This is a genomic window from Butyrivibrio sp. FCS014, assembly GCF_000526935.1.
Taxonomy (GTDB): domain Bacteria; phylum Bacillota; class Clostridia; order Lachnospirales; family Lachnospiraceae; genus Butyrivibrio.
In genome coordinates this window covers 346,752-372,250 of record NZ_JAHA01000008.1, presented here as the reverse complement: position 1 = coordinate 372,250, position 25,499 = coordinate 346,752, and the positions used below count along the sequence as shown (strand labels likewise).

Below are 25,499 nucleotides of genomic sequence, written 5' to 3'. Positions count from 1 at the left end.
TGCGGCATTCCCGCGCCGAGCGCGGTTGCCAACGGCAACATACACATTTCGCGCGAGTGCGCATTTTTTCCTTCTTGTGTTGTACAACACAAGAAGGTGATGGAACATTGTCCATCACCTTCTATTTCGGCGTATATTTTATTTTTCTTTAGATTTTGTTGACTTTGGTGTCTGGAATACGAAAACCTCTGCTCCGTAAGGGGGAAGATCAAAGGTAATGCTGTAATCCTTGTAGTCGCAAAGGCCTTTCTCTGCCTTGATCTTGTCCGGAACACCGCTTCCCATTCCGCCGAATTTCTCATCGGCGCTGTCCAGGATATGAGTGTAGGTGCCTGCGAAAGGTACGCCCACCTTAAATCCCTTGCGCTCCATGGGAGTCATGTTGAGGACAAACAGAATGTTGTCCTTGCCGTTGGAGGCTCTTCTGTAGAAGCTGTAGGTGCTGCGCTCCTTGTCATCGGCGTTGATCCACTCAAATCCGCCCCAGTCGTTGTCCACTTCATAGAGTGCAGGGTACTTCCTGTAGATTTCGAGAAGTTTGCCTACATAATCCTTCATTCCTCTGTTGAGAGGATCTTCAAGAAGGAACCAGTCAAGCTCTCTCTTCTCGCTCCACTCCCTCTCCTGACCGAAGTCCTGTCCCATGAACAGAAGCTTCTTGCCGGAGTGACCGAACATGTATGTATAGCCTACGCGGAGATTAGCGTATTTATCTACCTTGTAGCCGGGCATCTTCTCCACCATGGAGCACTTAAGATGTACTACCTCGTCGTGAGACAGCGGGAGAATATAATTCTCGGAGCTGTTGTAGCTCATGGCGAAGGTCATCATATAATGAGCCCCCTGTCTGAAGTAGGGATCCAGCTTCATATATTCGCAGAAATCATGCATCCAGCCCATGTTCCACTTGAAGGCGAAACCAAGTCCGTCCTCCTCCGGAGGAGCTGTAACCTTGGGCCAGGCTGTGGACTCTTCAGCAATGGTAAGGACCTCGGGATAGGTTCCTCTGATGACACTGTTAAAGTGCTTGAAGAACTCGATGGCCTCCAGGTTCTCGTTGCCGCCGTACTTGTTGGCAACCCACTGTCCGTCCTTCTTGCCGTAGTCAAGATAAAGCATTGAAGCAACGGCATCTACTCTAAGGCCGTCAACATGGAACTTGCGGATCCAGTAAAGGGCATTTGCAATAAGGAAGTTCTTGACCTCGGGCTTTTCAAGATTGAAGATCTTGGTACCCCAGTCGGGATGTTCTCCCTTCCTTGGGTCCGGATGCTCATAGATGCAGGTTCCGTCAAAGCAGGAAAGTCCGAACTCATCGGGACAGAAGTGAGCGGGTACCCAGTCAAGGATTACTCCGATCCCGTGCTTGTGCAGCTGATTTATAAGATACATGAAGTCCGTGGGCTCTCCGTATCTTGATGTGGGAGCGTAGTAGCCTGTTACCTGATATCCCCAGGATCCGTCGAAGGGATGCTCAGCGATTCCGATAAGCTCCACATGGGTGTACTTCATATCCTTGAGATATTCAACAATCCTGTCGGCAAACTGCCTGTAGGTGTAATAGCCATCCTCTGTTCCGTCGGGATGTTTCATCCAGGAACCGATGTGACACTCGTAAATGGCGATGGGCATGCGGTTCATGTCTTTGCCCTTGATGCTCTCGTACCACTTCTGGTCGCTCCACTTAAATCCGGAGAGGTCTGTAGTCCTTGATGCGTTGCCGGGTCTTAGCTCGGCGTAGTTGGCGTAAGGATCTGCCTTAAAGAGCTTTCTTCCGTCCTGGGCGGTGATGAGATACTTGTACAGCTCACCTATTCCCACTCCGGGAATGAAACAGGTCCAGATATTACCTGTCTTGGATCTTGTCATGGGATTTGCATACTGATCCCAGCCGTTGAAGTCACCTACTACGTGAACTTCTGCCGCATTTGGTGCCCAAACCGCAAAGAAGTAGCCTTTTTTGCCCTTCTCTTCAGAAGGATGAGCTCCGAGTTTCTCATAAATTTCGTAATGAGTTCCCTGACCGAATAAATACTCGTCATCCTCAGAAATAAATACTTTTTTAGCCATGATGCCCCCTTAAATTAGTTAGTCATGCATGAAATCTTTTTCTCTAAGAATAATCATATCATTTTCATCGTATCTTTTGTTGACTAAAACATCAACCAGATGGCCTACGCTTTTTTTTTCCGCATAATAGATGGCATCATCCACAATGTCTTTTACCTCGGATACGGTTACGTCGTGATCCAGCGTCTGTCTCTCGGATATCCTGGTGTGAAGAGCCAGTATTCCCAGATTGTCGATGGCATATTCTCTCTCAAGGGCATACTGTCTTGCATAGGCCACAAGAGAATCGTCATCCAGCGCCTCAATATCTACTCTTACGTTGAAGCTCTGCTTAAGGGACGGGTTCTTGTCCAGGAATCTGTCCATATCCTCCTTGGTATCTTCCATTACGATAACAAGGCCTTTGTTCTCCTCCTGGAGGATCTTAAGAAGTTCGCTTACGGTCTCGGGCTCAAGGTCTGCCGCTCTCTGGATAATAAGCGCACCGTTGGCCAGCTTCTCGAAGATGCCGGCTGTGCTCTTCTTGTTCAGGGTGTTGGCAGTGATCTTGGCCACCTTGCCGCTGAAGTTGGAGTCGGAAACCTGCATGGCCTTGATAAGACCCTTGGCCAGATTTACGGTTCCGGCGCCTTCCTCGCCGGTTACGATGGCATTGCCGGAGAAGGCATCCATGCTCATATTGTCGATGGCATTGATGATCTGTCTCCTGGATTTCTTATGATGGATATACGGACCAAAGAGCTCTTTCTCTTCGGGAGTCATGGTACGAACACGCTCCTCCAGCTCTCTGTTGCCGATATGGTGCTTTTTCTTCTCGGAGGCCTTTGCCTCGGGCTTATTCTCAGGCTTGGTTTCTTCCTTCACAGGCTGCTCCGGCGCCGCAGGCTTCTCCTCTTTGGCGGCTGTCACTGCAGAGATATCCTGCCCTGCCTGTGCTGCCAAGGCTGCAGCAGCTTCTTCAAGCGGAATCTTGGCTGTCATGGCTTCAGCGCTGACGGGCTCAAGATCATTGTCATCTTCTGCTTCGCCGGCCTCTATTGTAGTCTCCTCAACCTCCTGGGCAGGACTGTATGCTACATCTTCCGATGTGGCTGCGCTTACCACAGGATTGTCTGTTCCTTCTCCTATGCTGTAGGCAGGATCGGTAACCTCACGGAAATCTCCAAGGCTCTCCTGGGGCTCCACAGGCTCTGCAGGTGCAGGCTCTTCCAAAACAACGGGCTCTTCCTGCTTTGTTTCAACCTGCTCCTCGTATATGATGTCTTCTTCCGGAACTTCCGGCTCATCTTCATAGCTCTCGGCAGGGGCAAGACCTTCCTGATCCATTACCTCCTCAACAGCTGCGTTGATGACATCTTCCTGCTTGACGGACCAGTCGCCTCTTCCTGAGGCTTTTTCATGACGTTCCTTCTTGATGGCCTCATTGATGGCCTTCTCTATCTTCTCCTGAAGGCCGGCCTTGGTCTTCTCGTCGTAGTCGGCAAACATGTCTCCGGTCTCATCGGAAACTCTCTGTTTGATCCTCTCGAACTGCTTCTGCTGCTGTTCTTTCTTGAACTGCTCCCAGTTTGCCATGTACTCGGCAATACTGATCTGCCCTGTGATCTGCTTCTCAACGGCAGGCTCAGGCTCTACAGCCATACTGATCTGTCCGTCGTACTCCTGAGACAGCATGCTCTCAAAGTGATTGTGCATCTGATAGCTGGCGTTGGGGTGAATAACAGCGCCGGGCTTCTCCTCTTCAAGGGGCTGCGCAGCGTAAGATGCCGGTGAAGGCTGAGCAAAGGGAAGTGTCTCCTGAACAGGTTCTTCCTCCGGCTGCTCCTCGATCTCTGGCTCCACTGTCTCCCCGGCTTCCGAAACCTTCTCTTCTCCAAGAATAGGTCCGTTTCCGCCGTACTTTATCTCAATTCCCATCCTGGGATCGGTATGTGCAAATACTTCCTGCATGGAACCATCAGAAATCTGAGGCTCCTCCTGCAGCTGCTCATCTGCGGGCACCTCTTCTTCCGGTAATTCCTCATCTTCTGCATAGGCATCTACATCTTCGGATGTAAGGCTGTCAGAATCCTCTTCGAATATCTCCTCGGTGATGGGCTGAACCAGTCCCTGCGCAGCTTCTTCCTTGATAGGCTCAAAGGTCTTGGTGTCCGACTCCTCGTTTCCTATAACCTCGCGAAGTCCTTCTGCCAGCGCTGCCTGCAGATTGGTTGTGTTAAAAGAGCTAACGTCAAATGATGGCTCTTTTATCTCACTGATGGGAGGGTAAACTATCTCGTAAGGATCCCTCTTTGCAGGTTCTTCCTGCGGCTCCTCTGAAGGAACCTCCTCAGCCGGTGCTTCCTCCCGGGGCTGCTCCTGTAATTCAGGCTCAGGGCCTGCAGCTTCATTGTGGTAATCCGAAGGGTTGAACTCTCTGGTCTCCCCAAGATCCTCTTCCTGAGGAACCTCTCCTCTGTTATAGGCCTCGATCACCTCATCGGTAACAGGCGGCATCTCCTTGGTGGGCTGCTTGATTTCTACAGTCCTGGTCTCATCCTTGCCCACCTCGTCCTTCTCGGATACGATGGTGGCATCAACTATACCGCCATGAGCCTGCTTGTATCTTAAATAGCGATCCTGCTGCTCGGGAGAAAGAGGCTCGTGAAGAGCTTTGAGCTCCAGGGCCTTCATGACATGTCTGCCCTCTCCGAACCAGAGAAACATCTCATCACATTCCTCTACACACTCTGTGGTAAGTCCGACTCTGTGGTAAAGATAGGCAAGTTCATAAGCCCATCTCTCACGGTAATCGTGCTTCTTGAACTCCTCAAGGACTGCAATCCTCTCCTCAAGGCTTACTTCCTGAGCTTCGTAGAGCTTGTACTGAAGTATGTATCTTCCTGTGTCCCTGGGAGCTATTCTTACGAATTCCTTGTAATACTCAACAGCCTGAACAAACTCGCCCATCTTAATGGCCAGCTCGCAGAGTGAGTAAACTATAAGCCTCCCTGTAGGGTGCCTGTCGTAAGCCATAAGAAGAACGTCACGGCTCTCCGTATAGCGTCTGTTTATCTTATAAAGATCACTGATGGTACACAGCATCTGGACGCTCTTAACACGCTTCCAGTCGATGGTATCGGCGATCTTAACTGCCTCGGCATATCTTCCTTCCCCGATCAAAGCCTTGATCTCGTCGGCCCTGATTCTATACTCAACTTTATCCAAAATATCCACCCCTTTGGTGCTATTACTACTATATCTAGTAGTTAGTTTATCATAGCACTATCTCTTTGTAAAATGTCCGAAAGCCCTGCAAACTGCTCAAGAGTAAGGATTTCGCCCCTTGCCTTGTCATTGATCCCCATTTTGGTGAGCGCATCCTGCACCTGCTGCCTGGAAACCCCGATGGAAGGGTTGTTTGACAGAGCATTCGAAAGAGTTTTTCTCCTCTGATTGAAGGCTGTTCTTATGATCTCAAACATAAAGCCCGCGTCCCCGACACTGACCTTAGGCTCATCATATTTGGAAAGCCTTACCACCGCCGATCCCACGTTAGGCTGCGGGATAAATGAGCTTGGCGGTACATCGCACACAGGCTCTGCCTTGGCGTAAAATCCAACTGCCAGGGATAATGAGCCGTAGTCCTTACTTCCCGGCCCCTCCGTCATCCTGTCGGCGACCTCCTTCTGGACCATTACCGTGATGCTCTCGATGGGAGCCCCGCTCTCAAAGAGCTTCATGATAATGGGGGTTGTTATGTAGTAAGGCAGGTTAGCTACGACCTTCATGGGCCTTCCGCCGTTGTACTCATCTGCAATGGCCGCAATATCAACCTTCAGGACGTCCTCGTTTATGACCGTCACGTTGTTGTACTCAGAGAGGGTATCGGCCAGTACCGGGATAAGTCCCTTGTCTATCTCAACCGCCACCACTCTTCCTGCAGCTTCCGCCAGGTACTGGGTCAGTGTCCCGATTCCCGGTCCGATCTCCAGAACGCAGTCGTCATCTGTGACTCCTGCTGCCTCCACTATGTTCTCCAGAACATTTCCGTCTATCAGGAAGTTCTGTCCGAATTTCTTCTTGGCGCTCATGTTGTACTTAGCCAGTACCTCTTTTGTCCGAGCGCTGTTTCCAAGATATGCCATATACTGTTCCTGTCTTTTCGTTAATTACCTCTTATGAGGCTATGTTGTACATACGCTTAGCGTTTTCTTCCGTGATACGAATTACTTCTTCTGTGCTTACACCCTTGATGTCCGCTATGGTCTCAACCACCAGTGGCAGATACAATGAGCAGTTGCGCTCTCCTCTGTGGGGCGCGGGTGCAAGATACGGGGCATCGGTCTCGATAATGATATTATCAAGGGGAAGGATGTCCACGGTCTCCTTAAGCTTACGCCCGTTCTTGAAGGTGACGACTCCGCCGACTCCTATGAAAAATCCCATGTCAACGCACTGTTTTGCCACCTCGGCCGAGTAGGAAAAGCAGTGTACAACACCGCCGTTTACTCCTGCATTCTCCTCTTTAAGGATTGCCAGTGTGTCTGCTGCGGCGTCCCTGGAGTGGATGACCACGGGAAGTTTAACTCCCTTCGCCAGGGCTATCTGTTTCCTGAACCACATCTTCTGAAGATCCCTGTCTGGCTCGGGCCAGTAATAATCAAGTCCGATCTCACCGATGGCAACGCACCTCTCGTCAGCGCTAAGCTCCTTAAGTTCCAGCATCTTGCCGTCATCAAGCTCTGCGCAGTCGCTGGGGTGAACTCCCACAGCTGCATAAATAAAATCATATTCGTGGGCCAGCTTAAGGCTTCCTCTGGAAGATGCCATGTTGGCGCCTATATTTACTATTGTACCGATCCCGGCCTCCTTCATTGAGTCAAGAAGCTGTATCCTGTCCTCATCAAAGGCCTCATCGTCATAATGTGCATGGGTATCAAAAATCATCTGTTACAAGTTCCTTTTACGCATTATTACTATATTCACACATTTTAATGTAACATAAAACAGTGATACTGAAAACGCATTTAATTAGAAGAGAAAAAATTTTTTTAATTTTTTTCAAAAAAGTGCTTGCAATTAATATCAGGTCGTAGTAAGATATCACTTGTCGTTAAGAACACGACTTCAAATAAACGCACCGCTAGCTCAGTTGGTAGAGCACCTGACTCTTAATCAGGTTGTCCAGGGTTCGAGACCCTGGCGGTGCACGCCGAGTACTGTTTTCGCAGGTATATCCTGTGGGGATGGTACTTTTCTTTACGCAAAAATGAGCCACGCTTTCGCGTGGCTCTTCTTGCGTAAAGAAAAAGTCAGTTTATGCTTGCCGCATTACTCTTATCCACCGGCGCAAACGGAACCCATACATAGAGTCCGTCCTCAGTAACATACTGAACATCCTTTGCTGTTCCTTTCTTGGCAAGGGCAATAGCAGTCTCGATGCAGGACGCTCCCTGACCAACAGCGGACTGATATACTGTGAACTGCATTCCGCCCTCAAGAATGGACTTACATCCGTCAACGGTGGCGTCGATGCCCACAACAGGGATTGCCGCCGGATCGATGCCAAGCTCGTTCATAGCCTGAACTACTCCAAGAGCCATGGAATCGTTATTACAGATAACAGCGTCATAACTCTGTCCTGTCTTTATGAAAATCTTAAACTCATCGCAGGCCTTCTGGGTATCCCAGTAAGCTGTGTCGTTGAATACGAAGTTAACATCAATACCGTTTGTCTTATAATAGCTCTTAATTGCCTTGGTCCTTGCGATAGCGGCAGGGTGTCCGGGCTGACCCTGGAAAAGAACCAGATTAAGATGTGAAGGCTTACCCAGCTTATTCCATACATATTCAGCCTGATAATATCCTGCATCTCTCTCATAACTTCCTACGTACATATATTTATCTGCTTCCAGATAGGCTTTATCCGGCTGCGAATTGGTAAAGATGATCGGAACGTCACCTGCTGCCACTTCCAGCTGAAGGGCTGTCTCAGTATCAACAGGGTTACAGATAATGGCGTCATACCCCTTGGTGGAAGCTTCACGAATCTGAGCAACCTGAGCGTCAACAGATCCGCAGGGCTCTCCAACATCAACGGTAACACCGCTCTTAGATCCGGCATCAATAACCGAATTCATAACCAGCTCTTTGAAGTCATCAAGAGTGATGGTCGAAAAGAAAACCTTTACTCCGGAGCCGTCAATAGCGCCTGAACCTCCCCCGGTACTGCTTCCGCAGCCGGCGGCAGATACTCCAAGCATGACACATATAAGAATGCAGGTGATAGCTCTTTTTAATGATCTATTCTTCATAATCTTGGCCTCCTCAAATCTTAAACTTCTGAACATAGGATGTAAGAGTCTTGGATGTTCCCGCAAGCTCCTGGGAATTGTCCGCAACATCCTGACTGCTCTTAGTAATATTGTTGGCCATTTCAACCATGTTCTCTGATGTGGCAAGGATCTCGTCCGCGCTGGCAGCCTGCTCTTCGGAAATAGCAGCTACATTGGTGGCAACATCATCAACCTTTCCTACATCCTCAATCATGGCCTCGATAAGTCCGTTGGATTCCTGAATATTTGTATAGATACGATCGAAGGTATCCACAGCAACACTGATAAGTTCGCTGTTCTGGTGGATGCTCTCGGCACTGGCGTTGGCCTGTCCGACAGCATCTCCAATAAGTTTTCTTACCTCATCGATAAGGTTGGAGATATTCTGAGCACTCTCTGCAGAAGTCTGTGCCAGTTTGGCAATCTGAGTAGCAACAACCGCAAATCCCTTACCTGCCTCACCTGCTCTTGCAGCCTCGATACTTGCATTGAGTGAAAGGAGGTTGGTCTCTTCAGCAATCTCACTGATCATTCCAACAATGTTTGTGATCTCCTCGGATGCCGATCCTACCTTATTTATGGACTCAACCAGACTTTCGTTGGCATCTGAGATACCCGCCATGGCAACGCTGAGTTTCTCCATGTCATCACGGCCCTTCTGGGAAATGCCTACCGTCTCCTTCATGCTCTCATGTGCCTTGTCGGAGTTCTCTCTGGTATCTGCAACAACCTGCGCAAGAGTGGTGGCATTGGCCGCAATATCATTAACGGCGGTAGCCAGCTGGTCTACGGTCTCATTCAGCTGTTTCATGGCCTCAGCCTGAGACTGGGATGCCTCAAACATGGTCTTGGATACCCTGTCTGAATTATCCGACTCTCCCTGAAGCCTCTCGGACTCCTGACTGATATGAGAGAGCATACTCCTCATTGAAGAAACGAAATCTGTTACCCTGCTTCCCATTACACCGATCTCATCATCACTTGAGGAGTCAACCTCAATGGTAAAGTCACCCTCTGACATGGCTGTGATGTTCTCAGAAATATGTGTAAGAGGAGCAACTACCTTTCTTACAACATAAAGGATGATGATGATGATCAGAACAATGGCGATACCACCTACCATAAAGAGGATCATACCCATCTGATTAACTGTGCTGAGGATAACACGGATGGGAATATAGGAAACAAGCACCCAGTCTGTTCCGGGTACTTCAGCAAAAGCCACCATATTACCTGCGATCTCACGGCTGTTAAAGCTTCCTTCATGAATAGCCTGTGCAGCTCCCTGAAGAAGGGGATCACTGCTGGAATCTGAAATCGTGGATCCCACCATGCTGACTTCTCTGTGGGCAAGAATCTTATCATCATTGGTATCAACCAGGAAAGAACTTGCTCCATCCATCTTTACTCCGGAATTAACGATGATACTGATCTTGTTAAGAGTAACATCGGCACCAAGAACTTTCATGTTATCAGAGCCGTCATTAAGGATACCTGTGGCTGAGATAACAGTCTCTCCCTGATCATTGGTATATGCAGTTCCGTATGCCATGGCTATTCTTGAAAGTCCCTGTTTGAACCAGGTGCTTTCGGTTACATTACTATCGGAGAAATCAGCCTCGGAAGCCTTGTAGAGCTTACCGTCACTTGTTCCGATATAAAAGCCCTTGGGCGAATTGGAATTATACCCATAGAAAGCATCCAGAATCGTCGGTATCTCCGACTCCGGGGGATTCAGATTCTCAAGCATGTACTTGACTGTGCTGAAATATGCAAGATTTTCTTTCAGCCAGGCATCAATGTTGTCTGCCTGATTAGAGATCGAGGATTCCAGTGTCTCAGTAGCCATCTCTTCCATTCTGTTCTTTGAAAGATTTGCCGCGATAACTACGAGAGCCAGAACAGTGACAACTACCACAGGTAAGATATAAGTAAGCAGTTTGGAACTGATCTTCTTAGTCTTTTTCCTTGGGGCAGTTTTTGTGGATTTTGTCTCTTCGCTCATACTCATTTTTTCTCCTGTTTATACTTTGAATAGTGATAAAAACAAGCATACCTATATGGAATAATTATAGCATTTAGCGAACATAAATAGACTGCATGTCGTGAATATTTATACACATTTTATAATTAAAAATAGATATTGTGTACACAATTTATTGTACACAATATCTAGCTTACTTCCTTGCCAGCTCCTGACCGTGATCTTTAAGCCAGCGTCTCTTTTCCCTGTAATCGGGAATTATATTTTCAACTTCTGCCCAGAACCTGGGGCTGTGATTCATGTGCTTTCTGTGGCACAGCTCGTGGACCACCACATAATCCACTATATCGTCGGGGGCCTTCATGAGAAGACAGTTAAAATTCAGATTCCCTTTTCCCGAACAGCTCCCCCAGCGGCTTTTCTGAAACCTTATGGTGATCCTGCCGTAGGTGACACCGATGATCGCCGCATATTTGTGGACTTTAGGAGGAATTACCCGTTTTGCCTTGTCTGCAAGGAGCTTGATGTCTCCCGAAGAAAGTGGCTCACTGCCGCTGCTATCCGCCTCCAGGCGCTTTTTTTCCATCCTGGAGAGACTATTCTCAATCCAGTCTGCCTTGCTTCCTATAAAGCGGTTGATCTCCTCAACAGGCATATTCCTGGGTGCTCTTGCGATCACCTGCCCATCCAGAGTCACCTCCAGCGAAAGGGTTTTTCTGTTGCTTCTCTTAAGAAGAATCTTCTGCATTGCTCTATGATCAGCCCTGTGCTTTCTCGGGATTTTCCAGCATCTCCTGCATGGTGTGCCATCCAAGAACAGCGCACTTAACCCTTGCAGGCATATGAGCCACGTCCTGAAGAGCTGCTGCCTCATCAAGGGCCTCTATGCTCTCTTCATCTGTGATCTCGCCTTTGATCATTCCCATAAAGGTGCCGGCAAGCTTAATTGCCTCATCCTTGCTCTTGCCGATAACCTGATCTGCCATCATATCAACGGATGCCTGTGAAATAGCGCATCCTGATCCTTCATAACCGGCATCTGTGATAACTCCGTTCTCGATCTTAAGGCTTAAAGTGATGTCATCACCGCAGCTCGGATTCACGCCGCGCATTACAAGATCCGGGTTTTCAATAGCCTTCTTGTGAACCGGGTGAAGGTTGTGCTCATTAACGATTTCGCGATATAACTGCTTAAGCTCCATATCCCATGACCTCCCTTACCTTTGAAAGTTTGTCCAGGAACTCTTTAACTTCATCTTCAGTGTTGTAGAAATATACGCTGGCTCTTGATGTGGAGCCTGCTCCGATAAACTGCATAAGAGGCTGAGCGCAGTGGTGCCCGGCTCTTATACATACCTTGTCGTCGTTAAGTACGGACGCCATATCATGGGGATGTACGCCCTCCATGGTAAAGGTAACGATACCGCAGTGCTTTGCGGGATCCTTGGATCCGTAAACCTTGATATAAGGAAGCTTTGCAAGACCTTCCATGAGGAGGGTGGTAAGCTTCAGCTCCTGGGCCTCAATGGCCTCAAAGCCCACTTCCCTGATATATCTTATGGCCTCAGCCAGTCCTACAGCACCTGCGGCATTAACTGTTCCCGCTTCAAATTTGTGGGGCAGCTCCGCGTAGGTGGCATCCTCTCTTGTCACATACTCGATCATCTCTCCGCCGGTCAAAAAAGGCTTCATATTAAGCAGAAGCTCTTTCCTGCCGTACAGAACTCCGATTCCCATTGGAGCCATCATCTTGTGTCCGGAGAATGCAAAGAAGTCACATCCGATATCCTTTACATCAACTGCCATGTGAGGCGCTGACTGTGCTCCGTCAACAACTACCACCGCTCTCTTGGAGTGGGCATAGGCCGTTATCTCTTTTACCGGATTGGTGATACCCATAACGTTGGAAACATGGCCGATAGCCACAATCTTAGTTCTGTCTGTAATCTTGCTCTCATACTCGGACTTACTGATAACGCCTTCCTCATCGGGCTCGAGATAGATGAGCTTTGCGCCCTTTTCTCTTGCAACCATCTGCCATGGCAGCATGTTGCTGTGGTGCTCCATCACCGTGATGACGATCTCATCTCCCTCGCCCACATTCTCCAGCCCATAGCTGTAGGCCACCAGGTTCAAAGACTCAGTGGTATTGCGGGTAAAGATGATCTCCTCCCCGGAAACTCCTCCGATAAAATCTGCCACCAGGCTTCTGGCCTCTTCATAGAGCCTTGTAGCCTCCATACTCCAGTCATAGAGCCCCCTCATGGGATTGGCATTGGCATTTTTGTAAAAGTCGGTGACAGCCTCCAGGACCTGCCTGGGTCTCTGAGATGTGGCCGCATTATCGAAATAGATATAATCACCGGCACTTAAGATATCAAAATCCTTGCGGTATTCGGCAAGTGTCTTCATAGGTTCTCCTCAAAAAAACTGATCAAATAATATTCTGAATGTAATACTGGGTCTTCTGCATGATCTCGGGATCGGGGATCATCCTTGCAACGCTCTCAAGCCTTGCTTTGATCATGATCCTCTTGGCTTCTTCCTCATCAATTCCGCGGGTCTGCATGTAGAAAAGAAGGTCCTCACCAAGCTGTCCGATGGTGGCTCCGTGTCTTCCTTCCACATCCTCCTCCTGACAAAGGATTACGGGCATGGTCTTGTTGATGACATCGGGACTTAATAAAAGCGCATCCTCCTGCTCATCTCCAACGGATCCTGAACTTCCGTACTTGAAATCGATGGTGCCTCTGAAGGTCTTGCTGGCAGTTCCCATGAGAACTCCCTTGAAGTTCATGGAGGACTCTGTCTTCTTGCCCCTCTGATCTGCCACATAGTTCATATCAAGGTTGTGATCGTCCCTGCAAAGGTAACCCATATTGTTGGTAAAAGAGCTCTCTTTGCCCGCAAGGTATACGTAAGCACTGCTCCAAACCCTGCTGCCGCCAAGCTCCAGAGTAACCAGGTTGATGCCGCCCTCTTCGAAGCAGGCACCGCCTATATCATCAAAATGAATAAACCCGTTTCCAAGAGTCTGGGTCTTAACAAGATTGATCCTGGCGCCTTCCTCCGCAAGAAGTCTGGTGCTTACGCCGTGGAATCCTGATGCTTCCTGATCCGATGTATAAGTCATGATGACGGTCACTTCGGAATTCTTAGCAGCATGGATAACCTGTCCGGAAAGGCTTCCCTGTCCGTCCGCCATATCATAGCGAAGGATAATGGGCTTGTCGACCTTTACTCCCTCATCTACAGTGTATACGTCAACCCCGGCTCCCATGTTTATCATGAGGCCGTCTACGTCTGCACCCATTCCGGTGCGGATTGCCTGAGAAGCATCCCTTGCGGCTGTCACACCGTTGGGGTTTACCTCTTCTTCTTTTGCCACAAGGATCTTGTCCTTATTGCTTATGAACAGCTCTCCCGCTTCCTCAAAGGAAACGCCTTCTCTTACACTGACTCCGGCAGGAAGATCCCCTGCCTTGGGAGAGCTTAAGTTTTCTATATTAAAATCTGAAAGCTGAAGGGCACTGTCGTTCACATGCAGAAAATTGTATGTGAGAACCGGCAGCACATTGACCTTCATGTTTAAATCTCTGCTCATCTTATCTTCCTCTTATCAGCCGTTTCCGCTCATCTCAAGCTTGATCAGGTTGTTCATCTCAACCGCATACTCCAAGGGCAGCTCTTTTGAAACAGGGTTCGCAAAGCCGCTTACGATCATGGCCTTGGCATCCTCTTCGCTGATGCCCCTGCTCATGAGGTAGAAAATGGCCTCATCACTGATCCTTCCGATCTTGGCCTCGTGTCCCACATCTGCGTCATTGGTGCGGATATCCATTCCGGGAATGGTGTCTGCCCTGGAAATGGAATCAAGCATCAGTGAATCACAGGAAACGGATGCCTTGGCCTGCTTGGCTGTATTCTGAATGATCACGCTGCTGCGGTATGTACCGATACCACCGTCCTTGGAAATGGACTTGGTGTTGATAACGGATGTTGTCCTCTGACCCTGGTGCACAACCTTAGCGCCTGTGTCCAGGTTCTGTCCCTTGCCGGCGAAGGTGATACCGGTGAATTCCATCTTGGAATCGTCGCCCTTGAGGATTGTCATGGGATAAAGGTATGAAGTATGGGAGCCAAAAGAGCCGGATACCCACTCCATGATTCCGCCTTCCTCAACCAGTGCTCTCTTGGTGTTGAGGTTGTACATATTCTTGGACCAGTTCTCTATTGTTGAATAGCGAAGTCTGGCATTCTTTGCAACATAAAGCTCAACGCAGCCGGCGTGAAGGTTGGCAACGTTGTACTTGGGAGCAGAACATCCCTCTATAAAGTGAAGGTCTGCGCCCTCATCCACGATGATAAGTGTGTGCTCAAACTGACCCGCACCTGCGGCGTTAAGTCTGAAGTAAGACTGAAGGGGAATCTCAACCTTTACTCCCTTGGGCACGTAGACAAAAGAGCCGCCGGACCACACTGCTCCGTGAAGAGCCGCAAACTTGTGGTCTGTAGGAGGCACAAGCTTCATGAAGTGCTCCTTGATCATGTCTGCGTAAGGTCCCCACATAGCACTCTCAAGGTCTGTGTAGATGACGCCCTGGGCAGCCACTTCGTCTTTGACATTGTGGTAAACCAGCTCCGAATCGTACTGGGCACCTACGCCTGCAAGAGATTCTCTCTCTGCCTGAGGAATTCCCAGCTTCTCAAAGGTGTTCTTGATATCCTCGGGAACTTCCTCCCACTTGCCCTTCATCTCGGACTTGTGTCTTACATAGGAAGAAATCTTGTCCATATCAAGGCCGTCGATATCGGGACCCCAATCGGGGAATTTGATCTCGTGGTAGAGCTTCAGGCATTTTAATCTGAATTCTCTCATCCACTCGGGATCGTTCTTCTCCTCTGAGACCTTCAGGACAGTTTCCTCATTGAGGCCTTCTTCCATACGGTAGAAGTCCTTCTCGTTTTCTATATCCTTAAAGTCGTATAAGCTGCGGTCAATGTCCGCAACTACCTGCTTGTTATCGCTCATTTATTTATTAATCCTCTTTTACAAAACGCTCGAAACCGTTTTTGTTGATCTCATCAACCAGGGTTCCGTCGCCGGTGTGAACAATGTTTCCCTTTACAAGAACATGGGTGTAATCAACGTGAAGTGACTCCAGGATCTTGGTGCTGTGAGTGATGATAAGGAGTGCTCCGTCCTTCTTCTTCTGATACTCCTGAATACCCTTGGATACTGTACGAACAGCATCTACGTCCAGACCTGAATCCGTCTCATCAAGGATTGCAAGCTTAGGATTCAGCATAAGAAGCTGAAGGATCTCTGCCTTCTTCTTCTCGCCGCCGGAGAATCCAACGTTAAGATCTCTGTCTGCATATGCCTCATCCATGGAAAGAAGCTCCATGGCAGCCTTGAGGGACTTCTGGAAAGCAAGAAGCTTAACAGGAGCTCCTGTCTGTGCGTGATATGCATTCCTTATAAAGCTGGAAAGTGAAATTCCGGGAACCTCATGGGGATTCTGGAAAGATAAGAACATTCCGGCCTTGGCTCTCTTATCTGCTGAGAGCTCTGTGATATCCTCACCGTCAAAAGTGATGCTGCCGTTTGTTACGCAGTAGTGAGGGTTTCCCATAAGAGTAAAACCTAAGGTGGACTTACCTGCACCGTTGGGTCCCATAAGAACGTGGGTCTCCCCGGGCTTGATGTCCAGATTGATATTGTTAAGAATAGGTAATTCGTTATCAATTGAAACCGATAAGTCCTTAACCTGTAATAATGTGTTGTTTGACATGACAATTTCCTTTCTAAAACAACGGTGAAAAATGGCTTTATTGCATAGTATAAGCCATTATCATAAAAGTCAAATCACATATTACCATAAAAATGCTTGACATACCATAGAAATATAAGTAAAATACTAACTTGTCAGCAATAACTTGCGGGTGTAGTTCAATGGTAGAACACCAGCCTTCCAAGCTGGACACGTGGGTTCGATTCCCATCACCCGCTTGAGCAGAGCACTTAGCGAGGTTTTTTCGAGCTTAGTGCGAGCCATGGGTGGACACCTGGCGAGGTCCTTTCGAGCCTGGTGGAGCATCCCACTGAATAGAGCAACTAGCCTAACGGCTAGTCTTTTTTTGCCAATATTCTAAATGCAAATGATTTGCATTTGCAACAAGGGGGACCACATGGAACTTATTTTTGATATCGTACTTGATGCAGTCATTGATTCCGTCAAGATACTGCCGTTTTTGTTTATAACCTACCTTATAATGGAGTACCTGGAGCACAAGACCCAGGAATACACCGCGGAAATCGTACAGAAGACCGAGCACTTCGGCCCGCTCCTTGGCGGACTTTTCGGAGTTGTTCCCCAGTGCGGCTTTTCTGCGGCTGCTTCAAACCTGTATGCAGGAAGAGTGATCACCTTAGGAACCCTTATCGCCATCTACCTTTCCACCTCGGATGAGATGATCCCCCTTCTTATCTCCGAGCATTTCCCTGTGGGTACAATGATAAAAATTCTCATTATAAAAGCCCTTATCGGAATCATCGCCGGTTTTGCCATCGATTTTTCGGTCCACGCTTACCATAGAGCCCACAACAAAGCCGATGAGGATCCCGTCCGCATAAACGAGCTCTGCGAGAAAGAGCACTGCCACTGCGATGACGACGATGACCACGGCCTTGTGGGAATAGCCAAGTCCGCCCTTATTCACACCCTGCATATTTTCCTGTTTGTGCTGGTGCTCACTTTAATCCTGGGTGCTTTGATCGAAGTTATCGGACAGGAGAGGCTTTCCCAGCTGCTCCAGACAAATCCGGTAATAAGCCACATCCTGGCAGGTATTCTGGGACTTATCCCCAACTGCGCTCCTTCGGTTATCATCACCACACTTTACCTTGACGGAATGATCACCCTGGGAACCATGATGAGCGGTCTTTTAGTAGGCGCCGGCATCGGCCTCCTGGTACTGTTCAGGGTTAACCCCGAGAAGAAGGCCAACATTAACGTTGCGGTTTTGCTGTTTATCATCGGAACATTGTCAGGTCTTTTGATCGATGTTCTTGGAATCACGCTTTAACTTGGAATGAGGGAAAAGAGCTATGAGTAATAAGATACATGCCTGCTCATTCGATGAGATAATTGAGAGAAACTGGCCCGAAGGGGTCAAGAAGACAAGACAGAGAGTTGATATTTACAGGGTTTTGCACGATTGTGACCAGCCCCTCTCCGCAGCGGAGATCTTTTCGGCGCTTAATAAAGAGCATCCGAAAGAGGGATACGCTTTCTCTACGGTATACAGAAATCTTTTGGCTTTTGAGAAGGCCGGCATCCTGGTAAAATCAGTTCTTTCCACCGAGGACAATGCGGTCTATGAGCTGAAACAGGCTACCCATCGCCACTACGCCGTGTGCCTTAAGTGTCACACCAAGATACCCATCAAGACCTGTCCTCTGCACGACATCGCAGAGCACATAACCGAAAGTCTTCCGGATTTCCAGATAACCGGTCACCAACTGGAAATCTACGGATACTGCGATAAATGCAAAAATACCCCGGCACAATGATGCCGAGGTATTTTTTATGCATGTTTAATTTGAAGAAGCTTCTTTTGCTTCGTCGGATTCCGCATCCTCGCCGGAGATTTCCGCCGATGCACCTTCTCCCGAAGCATCCTGCGTCGCCTCATCCGAGGGTTCCTGCAGTGCTGCGGTATATCCGCCAAAGTCCGCGGTTCCTTCCTCAGTTTTGGAGTCGTAGCTTAGGGTGATGGAAAGTCCCTCGGCCTTTACCGGGAGAAGCGACTCACAGGAGAGAGTGTACTCTGTGTCCGCATCGCTCTTTATCACAAACTCCCAGCGGCTTGAATCCGCATAGACATCAAGTGCCGGTCCCATCAGGGTGTAACCTGCTTCCAGAGTAACTCCGTCTCCAAGGAAATTGTCGCTGTAGGTGTCCTGGGTAATATCGTGGAGCTTTATTTCCGTAAGATTCATGCCGGTCTTATTGATGAAGTAAACCTGGCTGAACCTGTGCTTGTCCTTCTCGGTCTTTGTAGCGGTCTCGGCGGTAAGGATCTCACTAAGCTTTGCATCAAGATCCTGATAACCCCGGGTCACTTCCTCGATCCTTGGCATGACCTCCTCGTCAATCTTTTTGTCGTTCAGCTTTTCAAGCTCTATGGCTTTGATCTCATTCTCTTTTTCCAAAAGCTCATCCAGCTGAGCCTTCATGGAGGAGTCGGTTATATCAAGAAAGGTCTCCCTGGCGGCTTCCCCGGCCCCGGTCATAAGCCCCATGGCCTGTGTGACTTCGGCCATCTTCTCATCGGAGGGGCCGCAGGCCACAAGCACGGCGGTCATCATAACCAATATTGAAAGCACTAAGCTCTTTTTCATAATAATTCTCCAGTCTGTTCTATGTTTGTAGGTCCGCATAAAAGCGAGTCAAAAGCCTCAGCCCTGCGAATCATAATACTGCAAAAGAAGTCCCACCACATGGGTGTAGCTGACCTTGCCGGAAGAGATGCCGTTCACCTTAAGGTTCGTGTCAATAAAGGTATCGGCGGCTTTCTTCACGGTCTCGGTCTTAAACAGCGCGTTGTCCTCCACCTTCTGCCAGGCCTCATCCGTCAGGAACTTGTTGTCATACCTGACCTGATCGGAGATCTTCACGTGGCTGTCATAGGTGTCCTTGTCCACAGCCTTGTAGAAATCGTTGTTGACGTAGTTCAAAACTCCAAGATACCCGCTGTACCTGAAGGCGATGTCATCGGAGCCGATGCAGGCAAGGAACGCCAGGAAGTTGGCCTCGTCCTCGTAGATAAAGCCCTTGGTGTGAGCAATCTCGTGGCACATGGTAAAGGGCTTGTTCATGATGGACATATAGTCATTATAATTGGCTTCCATGGAAAAAGGAAAGTAATACCCCTGCATGTACTGCTGGCTCATAAATCCCGAGAAAAGAAGCGCCTTGGGCGTTACCGTAAATCCTCCAAGCTGGGAGTAGTCTGCTGATAGCGCAGCCACTGCCTCTTTTGCCGAAAGGTTCATATCCCCGTCATAGATGACGTTCCCTTCTTCATCATGGGGAATCTGCTGTGCCAGGTCATTGCACTGAGTCACGATGTAGTCACGAAGCTCAGTAAGTTCCTCAAGGCTGTAGTCCCTCTGCGGCTCATTGGAAACTTCGATGGGAGAGCAGTGATAGAGCACGAAGCAGTTGACGCTCATGAGCATTGCAACAAAGGCAACGAAAAGCGGAAATCCTTTCCAGAAGTGCTTACACAGTGCAGAGATCAGGGCTCCCAGCAGAATGGGCAAAAGAGCTATCAACATAAGCTCACCCACTGAGAACGGCACTTTGCTGGTGAGCATGGCGTAGGGCGTTGTCAGTACCGGAAAGATCCTGGCCCTGAAGTAGTCGGAAAATGCCGCACTGTTCCAGGCCGCCGCATTGAAGGCCGCACACAGCGCCAGCAGAATTATAGTCATTATGCCTCTTACACCTAATTTCTTCTTCATGATTTCGAGTATGCCACAGGGAATTAGAGTTTTCAAGGCTGCTGCAAGTTGTGATAAAATAAAATTAACTACTGATTCTCGCATAAATTAAGGCGGTTATAATATGAAACTTCTTGTAGCAGATGATGAAAAAGAGCTGTCGAATGCTCTGGTTGCGATATTAAAGCACAGCAATTATACCGTGGATGCGGTGTACAACGGCACTGATGCCCTGGATTATGCTCTGGCGGGGGACTACGACGGAATTATCCTGGATATAATGATGCCGGGAATGGATGGAACTGAGGTACTTAAGAAGATCCGTGAGAAAGGCCTCTCTACGCCGGTTCTTTTTCTGACAGCTAAATCAGAAGTTGAGGACAGGATAACGGGCCTGGACCTCGGTGCGGACGACTACATCCCAAAGCCCTTCGATATGGGAGAGCTGCTGGCAAGAGTAAGAGCCATGCTAAGAAGGAAAGAGGATTTTGCTCCCTCGAGCCTTACCTGCGGAAACCTCACCCTGGACAGAGCCGGGTATGAGCTCTCTACTCCCGGACATGAGAAGGTGCACCTTGCAGGCAGGGAATTCCAGATGATGGAGATGCTCATGACAAATCCCGGAAGGATAATCTCCGTGGATTCCTTCATGGACAGGATCTGGGCTGACGGAGAAGCGGACGTCAACGTTGTCTGGGTGTATATCTCAAACCTTAGAAAAAAGCTGACTTCCCTGGAGGCCACCTGCGAGATCAAGGCCTCAAGAGGCGTCGGATATTCCATAAACGAGAAATGACGTTTGATTTCTGCCGCTGACAAGGCAAGGAGAGTAAATGGTCAAAAAACTACGAAGAAAATTTGTCATAACAGCAATGCTGTCACTTTTGCTGATCCTGGTTATCATGATCGGTGTCATAAATGCCGTGAATGTTTATCAGTCGGTACGTGATACAGATCAGCTCCTTACCATGCTTGCGGACAATGATGGCTTTTTTCCCGGAATGATAGGCGGCCAGAAGACCGGTGATCAGGCGCCGAGAGGCCCTTTCAGACCGGATGATTCCTTCGATCTTAATCGCTTAAACGACAGGCGTTCCATGGAAATGCCCTTCCAGTCCAGGTATTTCTGGGTCAAATATGATGAGGACGGAACCGCTGCAATGACCGATGTATCCCATATTGCCTCGATAACGGAAGAAGATGCGGCGCAATATGCAGCCTCTGTCTACGGTGGCAAACGGGTTAAAGGCTTTTTGCATTCCTTCAGATATCTGATAAGCAGCCGCGATGACGGAAGCACTCTGGTGATCTTCGTCGATATGAGTTCTAAACTCATAGACGTTTACAAGCTTTTATTCCAGTCCCTGCTGGTCGGGGCCTTTGCCCTCATCGCCATGTTCGTTCTGGTCTATATCTTCTCAGGGCAGGCCGTGGCTCCCGTTGTTGAATCCCTGGACAAGCAAAAGAGATTCATCACCGACGCAGGACATGAGCTTAAGACTCCTCTGGCTGTGATCTCAGCAAATGTGGATGTTCTGGAGCTTGAGTCCGGAAAGAGCGAGTGGAGCAGCAGCATCAAGAATCAGGTGCTTCGCATGAACGACCTTGTAAAGAACATGCTGACCCTCTCCCGTATGGACGAAGAGCGTATCAATGTGGTCTTCTCGGAATTTGACCTTAGTGCCACGGCAAAAGAGACAGCTTCCTCCTTCGAGGCAATGGCTCTTTCCAAAAGCAAAACCTATGAAACCGACATCGCGGAGGGCATAGTCATTAACGGCGACAGAACTTCAATGGTTCAGCTTTTGTCCCTCCTTCTTGATAACGCAATAAAATATTCCCCGGACAAAGGAAGCATTCACGTCCTTCTATCCGAGGAAAAGAATATACATCTTGAAGTTTCAAATACCTGCGATTCCATACCTGAGGGAAACCTGGACAGGCTCTTTGACAGGTTCTACCGCGCCGACTCCTCGAGAGCCCGGCAGACCGGCGGCTACGGCATCGGCCTTTCGGTGGCCAGAGCCATCGCCACCTCACATGGCGGGGATATCAAAGCTCTTCGCGACGGCGATAAGACCATCCGCTTTGTGGTTACCCTGCCCAAGCACTTTAAAGCTCCTCGCTCTTAACAGGTACAGGCCTTGAGCAGCAGATCTCAAGATTACCGTTTCGCTGTCTCATCTCATCGATCATGCCCTTGGTTGAGGCCTTTGATCTCATTGAGATCCTGTAGGTGAGCTTGTAGAGGCTTCCCATTCCGGAGGTCCTTACATCCTGAAGCTCAGCCTTTGTTGTATATCTTGTAAATATGTCATCGAAGATTCCCTCGAAATCCAGTCCCTCAGGCACTGTGATCTTGAGGGTCTTTTCTTCTCCGGCGCCCTCACCGAATCTTGAGTTGTTAAGGACCATGTTGGCAAGGGTGATAATAACGGAGAACAATGCTGCGATGCCGATGTATCCCATTCCCGTTGCAAGTCCCACAGCCATAGCCAGGAAGATACTTGTTATCTCTTTTCCCGAACCGGGAGCAGAGCGGAATCTTACCAAAGAGAAGGCTCCTGCCACAGCAACGCCGGCTCCGATATTGCCGTTAACCAGCATGATCACCACCTGTACAATGGCAGGTAAAAGAGCCAGTGTGATAAGGTAACTCTTTGAATAGTTGTTCTTTATGGTGTACATAAATGCGATAAAGATTCCGATGGCCAGAGAGCAGAGTGTGGCGATCAGGAATGAAGTTCCCGTGATGGTTCCGTTTGTCATAATGCTTCCAAAAATAAGATCTGTAGTATTCATTTTCTTTCTCCTTCAAATTATCAAATATGTGCAATGATCTTAAACAGCCCGGGGAAAGGAGACGATGTTCCCGCTTTCCTGTGTTCCGTACATGTAATCCATATAACCTTTTCCGTACTTGGAAAAAGAGGTCTTTCTGATATTCAGCTCATCCAGTATTCTTGCCAGTTCCACCGACATGGCACCGGCGATCTTTATCTCCATAAGATGCTGACCGGGAAGAAGTATGTCTTTTCCCACGTTTCCTTCCTTGAGGCTAAGCCTACTGGTGCGCCATCTGATGTTGGTGTCAAAGGTGATGCGAAGATCAGGATCATCAATACCGGCCATTGCGATACGGTCGTAGGAGATGGCCATTGCAGGTCTAAGCCCCTTGTAGTACCGGATGAAGTAATCGATCTCGTCTGAGATCTGGGATCGCTTTTGGGGCTTTTTGCCGTTTATCAGGTAGTCCATGGCCTCGCTGTAGGGCATCGATATCCTTCTTTTGTAGACAACACCCTTGTACTTTTTCTTAATCTCGATAAAGGCGTTGGTGTCGTCATTTGCCGTGCCATAAGTTCGAAGCCGGAGCTTTTCCTTGTAGACGGGCTTTTCCAGGGATCTTTCGATCAGTGTATATTGGGGTGTGTCAAAGTATATATTTAAGATGGATGTTTTCCCGTAGCTGTCAACTGCTGCCATGCCTTCCAGCCGTTTCCTGAGCTCGGTATACTGAGTATCATCCAACAGATATTTCACTTCTATTCTCTGAAAAACGTCCTTAAATCCTGCCATTTCTTTATCCTTTCCTGAAACGCATTTTGTTATCTTATGAGGTCATTCTAAAAGGGCAACCTAAAAATAACTTAAATCATCTCTAAAGAATAAATAATCGAAATTGTGATATGATAGATATAGAAGGTAAAACATTTTTTGGAGGGTAAGCATGTATAAAAAAGGGGATAAAGTCATTATCCTGGACTACAATGGGAAGCCTCTGGATCCCGCTGTTGTTGCAGAGATAGAAGAAGTCTACGGCAAAGACCGGGTGCGGCTGCACCTGCCGGACAATGCCTGCTGTCTGGAATTTACGGACAAGTTCAAAAAGATTGATGAAAAGACTTATGATGAACTGCTTCATCATGTAATAGCCAGAGAGAAACCTGCGGCAGTGGATCTTCAGATCGACATCAGAAAATTCGCCAACAAGCACCCCCGCAGGAGAAAAGATGAGATCTTCAACGTCTTCAACCAGGACAAGCACTACGTTTCAGTGCTCAATGCCTATGCGGGACGAGCTCAGATGTACGGGGAAGAAAATATAAGCGAGCGCTTCCGTTATGAATATAAGGACGCACTCGCCGGTATAGTAAGAACCAGAACCTTCTTTCATGAGTTGGACAATGATATTCCCATTCCCAACATCATAAAGAAATAAGGTGTGGACATGACCTGGGAGAATGACACCAGACCATTACAGAAATATGCGATAACAGGGAGCGCAAACAGCAATATGCTGCGCTCTCTTTTATTTTGCCAAAAGTGCCTTAAGGCTATCCCGAAAAGGAAAAGATATGTCACAACCCCAAGAAGCCCTCTCTCCACCAGTATTGTTAACAGCTCACAGTGAGCGTTGGTGAGCTGTCCTCCTCCGAATACATTTAGAAGAGACTCTGCCATAACAGGATTGCCGTAGGCATATTCATAGAAGCAGTCCTGGCCTACGCCCACCAGCTTTTGCCAGGGTGACATGGATCCAAAGATATCAAGGGACATGCTCCAGATAAGGCCCCTGTCGTTTCCAAAGGAATAGTCGAAGCTTCCCATGAAAAATACAGCTGAAAAAATAACTGCTGCAGCTAGTAAAGCCGCGCCCGCCATTTCGTAGACCTTCTCCTTCCAGGGCACGCTTATCTCTTCAAAGAGCCTCGATATTCTGTAGAAGAGAAGGGCAGCGGCGACAATGATAAGACCCACATGTGCGTTGCAGACCCTCGTCATCAGACTGTCGTTGAATGCATACCACTCATCAAAAAATCTTGTAAGAAGCCCTGTCAGCTCCATTGCGGCGCCAAGGATTGCCATCTGCAGAAGGAAATTCTTAAAGCTCTCCCTGTCTTTTAAACTAAATAGCATCAGCGCTCCGTATGCTCCTGCCAGTATCAAGGCCGCGCTGTCGCTTCCCTGGGTCAAAAGAGCCATCAGTCCAAGGAAGGTATAGGCTGCCCCAACAAAGAACCTGCGGGAAAATCTCTTTTCCCCGGCAGTAAAGCCTATGCCTATGGGAACGAAGATCGAAAGGTAGCCGGCGTACCAGTTGATATTGCCTATGGTGGCAAGGAACGAATTGTTCTGCCCGTATATCTTAAAGGGATATACCGAGAATCTGTTCAATATCCCAAGGACAAACTCCACCAATGGAGTCACCAGCATTGCTGCAAGAGTAAACCCCTTTACTTTAACGTGCCCGGAAAAATACAGAAGGAAAAATACCATGAGAAGGATGGACAAGAAACCCGTTCGCCATCCGGAAAGCCCGAAGAATCCGGTACTCTTGTTAATGGAGAATATCCATGTCAGCAGATTGGAAAAAAGAAATCCGCCTACAGCAAAGCTTCTTATATCCCCGAAGCCCTTAGTGATCTCTTTTTTCAGATCCCCTTTTGCTGCCATGGCAATCAGCAGAAGAACTGCCACAATGCCGCTGGCCCAAAGGTAGATAAGAGATTTGCTCTCGCCCAGCATGGAATAACCGTTTTGCATATAAAGCGGAAGAAATGCATATATTAAGATGATGTAAGCCCAGGTAAGATACAGCACTGTCCAGCTCCTG

Annotated in this window: 22 protein-coding genes and 2 tRNA genes; 7 read left to right on the top strand and 17 right to left on the bottom strand. The window is 48.4% G+C overall.

Going from position 1 to position 25,499, the window contains the following annotated elements:
• Window positions 1-138: 138 nt before the first annotated feature.
• From glgB to T456_RS0110500, 4 genes are read right to left on the bottom strand one after another with little or no spacing between them, the layout of a single operon-like run.
• A complete protein-coding gene (gene glgB / locus T456_RS0110515; RefSeq protein WP_024866126.1) occupies window positions 139-2,070 on the bottom strand; it encodes a 1,4-alpha-glucan branching protein GlgB in 1,932 nt (643 codons plus the stop codon).
• Window positions 2,071-2,088: 18 nt separating this feature from the next.
• The gene (locus T456_RS0110510; RefSeq protein WP_024866125.1) at window positions 2,089-5,277 is read right to left on the bottom strand and encodes a tetratricopeptide repeat protein; all 3,189 of its coding nucleotides are present in this window, start codon (window positions 5,275-5,277) and stop codon (window positions 2,089-2,091) included.
• A 41-nt stretch (window positions 5,278-5,318) separates the two neighbouring features.
• Window positions 5,319-6,197 (bottom strand): 16S rRNA (adenine(1518)-N(6)/adenine(1519)-N(6))-dimethyltransferase RsmA, encoded by an 879-nt coding sequence (gene rsmA, locus T456_RS0110505; RefSeq protein WP_024866124.1) that lies wholly within the window; start codon window positions 6,195-6,197, stop codon window positions 5,319-5,321.
• Between the two features lie 31 nt (window positions 6,198-6,228).
• A complete protein-coding gene (locus tag T456_RS0110500; RefSeq protein ID WP_024866123.1) occupies window positions 6,229-6,999 on the bottom strand; it encodes a TatD family hydrolase in 771 nt (256 codons plus the stop codon).
• Window positions 7,000-7,189: 190 nt separating this feature from the next.
• Between T456_RS0110500 and T456_RS0110495 the strand changes: the two genes are divergently transcribed.
• Window positions 7,190-7,262, top strand: a tRNA-Lys gene (locus tag T456_RS0110495).
• A gap of 102 nt (window positions 7,263-7,364) precedes the next feature.
• Here the strand turns inward: T456_RS0110495 and T456_RS0110490 are convergent.
• From T456_RS0110490 to sufC, 8 genes are all read right to left on the bottom strand, one after another.
• Window positions 7,365-8,366, bottom strand: coding sequence for a substrate-binding domain-containing protein (locus tag T456_RS0110490; protein WP_035801796.1), 1,002 nt, complete (start codon window positions 8,364-8,366; stop codon window positions 7,365-7,367).
• Window positions 8,367-8,379: 13 nt separating this feature from the next.
• Window positions 8,380-10,392, bottom strand: coding sequence for a methyl-accepting chemotaxis protein (locus tag T456_RS0110485; RefSeq protein WP_024866121.1), 2,013 nt, complete (start codon window positions 10,390-10,392; stop codon window positions 8,380-8,382).
• A gap of 172 nt (window positions 10,393-10,564) precedes the next feature.
• Window positions 10,565-11,119 (bottom strand): M48 family metallopeptidase, encoded by a 555-nt coding sequence (locus T456_RS0110480; protein WP_024866120.1) that lies wholly within the window; start codon window positions 11,117-11,119, stop codon window positions 10,565-10,567.
• A 10-nt stretch (window positions 11,120-11,129) separates the two neighbouring features.
• Window positions 11,130-11,573, bottom strand: a complete 444-nt coding sequence (gene sufU, locus T456_RS0110475) for a Fe-S cluster assembly sulfur transfer protein SufU (protein ID WP_024866119.1) — start codon at window positions 11,571-11,573, stop codon at window positions 11,130-11,132.
• A complete protein-coding gene (locus T456_RS0110470; protein ID WP_024866118.1) occupies window positions 11,563-12,783 on the bottom strand; it encodes an aminotransferase class V-fold PLP-dependent enzyme in 1,221 nt (406 codons plus the stop codon). The genes sufU and T456_RS0110470 overlap by 11 nt, the downstream gene beginning before the upstream one ends.
• Window positions 12,784-12,805: 22 nt before the next feature.
• Window positions 12,806-13,975 carry a SufB/SufD family protein gene (locus tag T456_RS19760; RefSeq protein WP_024866117.1) on the bottom strand — a complete coding sequence of 390 codons (1,170 nt, stop codon included), beginning with the start codon at window positions 13,973-13,975 and terminating at the stop codon, window positions 12,806-12,808.
• Window positions 13,976-13,990: 15 nt separating this feature from the next.
• Window positions 13,991-15,403, bottom strand: coding sequence for a Fe-S cluster assembly protein SufB (gene sufB / locus T456_RS0110460; protein WP_024866116.1), 1,413 nt, complete (start codon window positions 15,401-15,403; stop codon window positions 13,991-13,993).
• 7 nt (window positions 15,404-15,410) lie between these two features.
• Entirely contained in the window at window positions 15,411-16,166 is a 756-nt protein-coding gene (gene sufC, locus T456_RS0110455) for a Fe-S cluster assembly ATPase SufC (RefSeq protein WP_024866115.1), read from the bottom strand.
• Window positions 16,167-16,313: 147 nt separating this feature from the next.
• Here sufC and T456_RS0110450 point away from each other — a divergent pair.
• From T456_RS0110450 to T456_RS0110440, 3 genes are all read left to right on the top strand, one after another.
• A tRNA-Gly gene (locus T456_RS0110450) sits at window positions 16,314-16,384 on the top strand.
• A 179-nt stretch (window positions 16,385-16,563) separates the two neighbouring features.
• A complete protein-coding gene (locus T456_RS0110445; protein WP_035801793.1) occupies window positions 16,564-17,460 on the top strand; it encodes a putative manganese transporter in 897 nt (298 codons plus the stop codon).
• Window positions 17,461-17,482: 22 nt separating this feature from the next.
• Window positions 17,483-17,947, top strand: coding sequence for a Fur family transcriptional regulator (locus T456_RS0110440; protein WP_024866113.1), 465 nt, complete (start codon window positions 17,483-17,485; stop codon window positions 17,945-17,947).
• A gap of 24 nt (window positions 17,948-17,971) precedes the next feature.
• Here T456_RS0110440 and T456_RS0110435 read toward each other — a convergent pair whose 3' ends face one another.
• Both T456_RS0110435 and T456_RS0110430 read right to left on the bottom strand, forming a co-directional pair.
• Complete coding sequence (locus T456_RS0110435; RefSeq protein ID WP_024866112.1) at window positions 17,972-18,778, bottom strand: hypothetical protein; 807 nt, start codon at window positions 18,776-18,778, stop codon at window positions 17,972-17,974.
• A gap of 57 nt (window positions 18,779-18,835) precedes the next feature.
• Window positions 18,836-19,873, bottom strand: coding sequence for a DUF3810 domain-containing protein (locus T456_RS0110430; RefSeq protein WP_024866111.1), 1,038 nt, complete (start codon window positions 19,871-19,873; stop codon window positions 18,836-18,838).
• Window positions 19,874-20,006: 133 nt separating this feature from the next.
• On the opposite strand from T456_RS0110430, the gene T456_RS0110425 reads away from it, so the two are divergent.
• Together T456_RS0110425 and T456_RS0110420 are read left to right on the top strand one after the other, a co-directional pair.
• Complete coding sequence (locus tag T456_RS0110425; RefSeq protein WP_024866110.1) at window positions 20,007-20,678, top strand: response regulator transcription factor; 672 nt, start codon at window positions 20,007-20,009, stop codon at window positions 20,676-20,678.
• Window positions 20,679-20,715: 37 nt separating this feature from the next.
• Complete coding sequence (locus T456_RS0110420; RefSeq protein ID WP_024866109.1) at window positions 20,716-22,014, top strand: sensor histidine kinase; 1,299 nt, start codon at window positions 20,716-20,718, stop codon at window positions 22,012-22,014.
• Here T456_RS0110420 and T456_RS0110415 read toward each other — a convergent pair.
• Both T456_RS0110415 and T456_RS0110410 read right to left on the bottom strand, forming a co-directional pair.
• A complete protein-coding gene (locus tag T456_RS0110415) occupies window positions 21,995-22,684 on the bottom strand; it encodes a DUF4956 domain-containing protein (RefSeq protein ID WP_024866108.1) in 690 nt (229 codons plus the stop codon). The two genes, T456_RS0110420 and T456_RS0110415, sit on opposite strands and share 20 nt — an antisense overlap.
• A 39-nt stretch (window positions 22,685-22,723) precedes the next feature.
• Complete coding sequence (locus T456_RS0110410) at window positions 22,724-23,461, bottom strand: polyphosphate polymerase domain-containing protein (protein ID WP_024866107.1); 738 nt, start codon at window positions 23,459-23,461, stop codon at window positions 22,724-22,726.
• A gap of 151 nt (window positions 23,462-23,612) precedes the next feature.
• Between T456_RS0110410 and T456_RS0110405 the strand changes: the two genes are divergently transcribed.
• On the top strand, window positions 23,613-24,104 hold the full coding sequence (locus tag T456_RS0110405; protein ID WP_024866106.1) for a hypothetical protein: 492 nt from the start codon (window positions 23,613-23,615) through the stop codon (window positions 24,102-24,104).
• On the opposite strand, the gene T456_RS0110400 is transcribed toward T456_RS0110405, so the two are convergent.
• Window positions 24,056-25,486: an O-antigen ligase family protein gene (locus T456_RS0110400; protein ID WP_024866105.1), complete on the bottom strand. Its 1,431-nt coding sequence runs from the start codon at window positions 25,484-25,486 to the stop codon at window positions 24,056-24,058. The genes T456_RS0110405 and T456_RS0110400 overlap by 49 nt on opposite strands.
• Window positions 25,487-25,499 lie beyond the last annotated feature (13 nt).